This window comes from Myxococcus dinghuensis (assembly GCF_024198235.1).
In the GTDB taxonomy this organism is placed as follows: domain Bacteria; phylum Myxococcota; class Myxococcia; order Myxococcales; family Myxococcaceae; genus Myxococcus; species Myxococcus dinghuensis.
Window position 1 is genome coordinate 1 of the sequence record NZ_JAKCFB010000092.1, and the last position, 4,828, is coordinate 4,828.

Genomic DNA, 4,828 nt, shown 5'->3' on the forward strand with positions numbered 1-4,828 from the left:
TGGAAGATGGTGACCGCGAAGGGCCACGCCCGCGCCCGCGGCCGCCGCGCGCCCCACCCCGCCGCCGCGCCCGCCGCCGGCCGACTCGGACGACGACAAGACGCCGCCGCCCACCCGCACCCCCTTCAACAATCCGCCCTCGGAGGTCACCCACAACGCGGCCCCCTCCGAGTCCAAGGTGGAGGTCGACGCGGACCTGCTCTCCGACGCCACCCGCCCGCCGCCGCGCCGGCCGGCTCCGGGGACGCCGCCCTCGAGGCCGTCGACGCCCGCCGCCGGGGCCCGCCCGGCCATGCCCGCGCGCCGGCCTCCCCCCAACCTGTCGAGTCGTCCCGCCACCTCCGACGAAGGCGCGGAGGACGGCGAGGGGGACGCGGAGGCCGGTGGCGGCGGCGAGAAGACGCAGATCCGCGCCGCGCCCGAGCGACCCCGACGCTGAGCATCGGACGACTTGGACCCGACGTCCGACTCGCGCTCCAGTCGGTGGGGACAGCTCCCACCGCACGCGCCCCGAGCGAAACCGGCGCGACCCCAGGTGAGAAGCCCCTGATTCCCGGCCTTGCGAGGAGGTCGTGTCGGGGGGAAAGTGGCCGCCGTGTTGATCTCCCTGTTCGTCGTGCTCTCCGTGGCCGCCCAGGCGCCCGCCGCTCCACAGCCACAGGGGCCTCTCACGGTGCTGGTCGCCCCGCCCGACGCGGCGGGTGCCCCGGCCCACGTCGTCGAGTTCGCCCAGGAGCACGTGGCCGAGCAGCTCGAGTCCCGGGGCCTGCGCGTCATCCGCATCGAGACCGTGACGCGCAAGCTGGCCGCGGCGAAGCGCCGCGCGCTCCTGCGCTGCCACCGCACGGAGCCCAGTTGCATCCAGCAGCTCGGCGCGGCCGGCAAGACGGAGGTGGTGCTCGTCGCGGAGCTGGGCCAGTTCGACAGCGGCTACCGCGTGGGCGCCCGCGTCTACGGCGCCCAGGACGGCGCGCTCATCACCGAGCAGCTCACCCCCGGCGTCCCCGAGGAGCAGTTGCTGGACGCGCTCACCCAGGCGCTCGACGCGGTGGTGCCCCGGACGCTGCGCGCCCTGCGCGGGCCGCCGCCGTCGGTGCCCATGGCGGACGTGCCGCCGCCCACGCGGGTGGCCGCCGCGCCCGCCACGGAGCCCGCGCCCTCCACCGCGCCCGCCGTCGTCGAGCCGACGTCGGTGGAGACCGGACAGGTGAAGTCGTCGTCGGCGCGTCGGTGGGCCTGGCTGCCCGCGGCCGGCGGCGTGGCGCTGGCGGGGGTGGGGACGGTGTTCTACCTGAAGGCGAAGGACCGCTTCGACACGCTGGACACGGGCGGTAGCGTGGACGCGCCCCTGCGCGACGCGAGCGCGCTGGCGTCGCAGGGACGCAACGCGCAGACGGTGAGCCGCGTGGCGTTCGGGCTGGGGGCCGCGGGGCTCGTCGCCGGCGCGGTGATGTTCCTGTGGCCGGACGACGCTCCGGCGCGCGTGCAACCCTCCGCCGCGGCCATCCCCGGAGGGGGCATGGTGGGCGTGTCGGGGACGTTGCCGTGACCTCGAGGAGACCCATGAGGAAGACCTGGACGCTCGGCGCGGTGGGCGCCACCCTCGCGGCGGTGCTCATCGCCGGGGGTTGCTTCGACTTCGACGCCGCGCAGAAGCGCTGCCAGGCGGAGGGCCGGTGCGAGCCCGAGGATGGCGGCCCGCCCCCTGACGGCGGCTGCATCCCCCGCTCCAGCGAGGACCCGCCGGACGACCAGTTCCTCGACGACGACTGCGACGGCGTGGACGGACAGGCGAAGGAGGCCGTCTTCGTCGACCCGTCCGCCGGCGACGACCTCACCGGCGACGGCACCCCCCGCAAGCCGGTGCGCAGCGTGCGACGGGCCCTGGAGCTGGTGCGCGAGCAGGGCACCGACACCAAGCGCCGCCTGTTCCTCGCGGGCGGCGAGTACACGGAGTCGGGCCTGGTGGTCGACGTGCCGGTGTCGCTGCACGGCGGCTATTCGGGCGTGGCGGGCAACTGGACGCGCTCGGCGGACCGCATCGCCGTGTTGCAGGAGCGCGCGCCGGGCCTCGCCGTGCAGGACCTGGCCGACGCGGGCGTGGTGCTCGAGTACGTCCACATCCGCGCGGCCAACGGCGTGGAGCACGGCGAGCCGTCCATCGCGATGCGCGTCATCGGCTCGCTCGACGTGCGCGTGCGCCACGCCACGCTGGAGGCGGGCCTGGGCGCCCCGGGCTCCGAGGGGAGCCGCGGCGCGACCGGCGCGGATGGCGGCGTGGGCTCCACCGGGACCACCGCGCTCGACGGTGGCGTCGCGGGGTCGGGAGGACCTCGTGGCAACAGCGTCTGTCCGGACGGCACGGATGTCTCGGGTGGCAAGGGAGGTCAGGGCGCCACGGCCGACGGCACGTCTCCCGCGAAGGGAGAGGATGGCGCCATGGGCCTGCCGGACACGGCGTCCGGCCTCCCCGTGCTCGGAGGGCTGGGAGGCCGCGGTGGCGACGCGGGAGTCATCATGCCGCTGTCGACGAGCGAGTTCGACTGCGAGGGCCGCGAAGGCTCGCGCGGAGATGGCGGGACGCCCGGACAGAAGGGCGACGATGGTCCCTCGGGCACGGCCCCCCTCGGAGAACTCGTGGCGGGAATGTGGCGGGTGTCGGCCCCGCAGAGTGGAGCGGATGGAAAGCCCGGCGCCCCGGGCACGGGCGGTGGTGGCGGGGGTGGCGGGGGTGCATGCATCGACCCCCAGTTCACCAAGGTCGCCGGAGGCGGCGGAGGGGGCGGTGGCGGTGGCGGGTGTGGAGGAACGGGAGGCAAGGGCGGTGGCGGCGGTGGCGCCTCCATCGCGCTGCTGCTGTTCGACTCCCACGTGACCGTGGACGCGGACACGCGCCTGCGGGCACAGGCGGGCGGGCGGGGCGGCGCGGGTGGCGCGGGCGGCGAGGGCGGCAGGGGTGGTGCGGGTGGCGGCCGCGGCATCGCGCTCGCAGGCACGGTCTCGGTCCCGCCCCGGTTCTACTACTCGCGAGGGGGCGAAGGCGCCGAGGGTGGCGCGGGTGGCGCGGGCGGCCCTGGCGGCGCGGGTGGCCTGGGCATCGCCGGCCCGTCGGTGGCCCTGTGGTGCGGGCCCAACGCCACGGTGGCGCTGGCCGGCGACGCCGGCGTCACGCTGGAGTCCGCGCCTGCCTCGGGTGGCGAGGACGGCGGCGTGCCAGGGGTGTCACACGCGGTGCTCGATTGTCCGAATGTCCCCTGACGGGGTCCGTTGGGTGCCCGACCGTTGTGGTCGGGCGTCCGCCGCCGGGTGTGTGGCGGACGACCGCTCGGCGGGCATCCAGCCGTCGTCTCATCGCCACATGTCCCTCCTCCTGGTACGCTGAGTTCCTCCTGGCCTGAGATGGGTTCCGAGCTGATCTGCGAGACCTGTGGTCTTCCCGTCCCTGGTGACACGGGTGTGTGCCCAAGGGACGGCACCGTGGCGCTCACCTCCTTCCAAGTCCCACCGGCGGCGCCGTCACCGCCGGCCACGTCCGAGCCGAAGGTCGTCGTGCACAGCTCCCTGGACGCCGGAGCGGAGGCCACGAGGGATCCGCTCATCGGCCTGAAGCTTGGCGAGTACGAGCTGCGCTCCCGCGTGGGCGTGGGTGGCATGGGCCTGGTGTACGAGGGCATCCAGCCGCTCATCGGCAAGCGCGTGGCGGTGAAGGTGCTGCGTCCGGAGCTGGCGCACTCCACGGAGCAGGTGGAGCGACTGCTGGCGGAGGCGCGCGCGGTCAACGCCATCCGCCACCGCGGCATCATCGACATCTTCGGCTTCGGGCAGGTGCCCGACGGCCGGCAGTACATCGTCATGGAGTTCCTGGAGGGCCAGGCGCTCGACGCGGTGCTGGCGGAGAAGGTGCGGCTGCCGGTGCCGGAGGCGCTGTCCATCCTCGACGAGGTGCTGGCCGCGCTGGCCGCCGCGCACGGCGCGGGCGTGGTGCACCGCGACCTCAAGCCGAGCAACATCTTCCTGGTGCGTCAGCCGGACGGCTCGCGCTACGTGAAGGTGCTGGACTTCGGGCTCGCCAAGCGCGGCCAGGGCCCCACCGGCCGCACCGCGCAGACGCGCACGGACATGGTGGTGGGCACGCCGGAGTACATGGCGCCGGAGCAGGCGCGCGGCCAGGAAGTCGGGCCGATGACGGACCTGTACGCGCTGGGCGTGGTGTCCTTCGAAATCGTGACGGGCCGGCTGCCCTTCACGGGCAGCTCGCCGGTGGACCTGCTGATGAAGCACGTCGAGGCGCGGCCCCCCCGCCCCTCGGAGTTCGTTCCAGACCTGCCGCCGGCGCTGGACGCGTTCATCCTGCAGATGCTCACCAAGGACCCGGAGACGCGCCCCAACAAGGCGGACGACCTGAGGCAGCAGCTCACCAAGCTGCGGCGCTCACTCCGGGCCACGCGCTCCAACCCCAGCGCGCTCGCGCCCAGCCCGGAGCACCCCGTGTCCCGGGACGACGCGGACTCGCGCCGGCCCACCACGCCCGTGGCGCCCATCGAGCTGAGCGCCGCGCAGGCCGCGTCCGCCGCCCGGCTGACCCGGAACGTGGAGGTCCCCCGCCGCAAGCGGCTGCCCGTCGTGGTGGCGATCGGCTCGGCCACCGTGCTGCTCGCCGTGGGCGCCGCGCTCGTCCTGCGCGAGCCGGCCCAGTCCGTCCCCCTCACCCCGCCCCGCCCCGCCGCGGAGCCCGCCCCCGTCGCCCACGTCCCGCCGCCCGCCGCCGAGGGCGCGCAGGCCGTCGAGCCGGTCGCCGTGGCGCCGGTGGCCAACGGCGCGGAGCCGG

Annotated in this window: 4 protein-coding genes; all 4 read left to right on the forward strand. The window is 75.5% G+C overall.

The genetic code is table 11. The features are described 5' to 3' along the window. The first annotated feature begins 178 nt into the window (after nucleotides 1-178). Nucleotides 179-439 carry a hypothetical protein gene (locus LZ198_RS42415; RefSeq protein ID WP_253977871.1) on the forward strand — a complete coding sequence of 87 codons (261 nt, stop codon included), beginning with the start codon at nucleotides 179-181 and terminating at the stop codon, nucleotides 437-439. Between the two features lie 156 nt (nucleotides 440-595). Then, a complete protein-coding gene (locus tag LZ198_RS42420) occupies nucleotides 596-1,549 on the forward strand; it encodes a hypothetical protein (protein ID WP_253977872.1) in 954 nt (317 codons plus the stop codon). Nucleotides 1,550-1,563: 14 nt separating this feature from the next. Continuing rightward, nucleotides 1,564-3,258, forward strand: a complete 1,695-nt coding sequence (locus LZ198_RS42425; RefSeq protein WP_253977873.1) for a hypothetical protein — start codon at nucleotides 1,564-1,566, stop codon at nucleotides 3,256-3,258. Nucleotides 3,259-3,399: 141 nt separating this feature from the next. Further along, nucleotides 3,400-4,828, forward strand: a 1,429-nt coding sequence (locus LZ198_RS42430; RefSeq protein WP_253977874.1) for a serine/threonine-protein kinase, incomplete at its 3' end; no start/stop codon positions are given.

Excerpts from the sequence above, each read along its gene's own strand:
- LZ198_RS42425 (WP_253977873.1), top strand. The coding sequence starts at position 1,564 with ATGAGGAAGACCTGGACGCTCGGCGCGGTGGGCGCCACCCTCGCGGCG.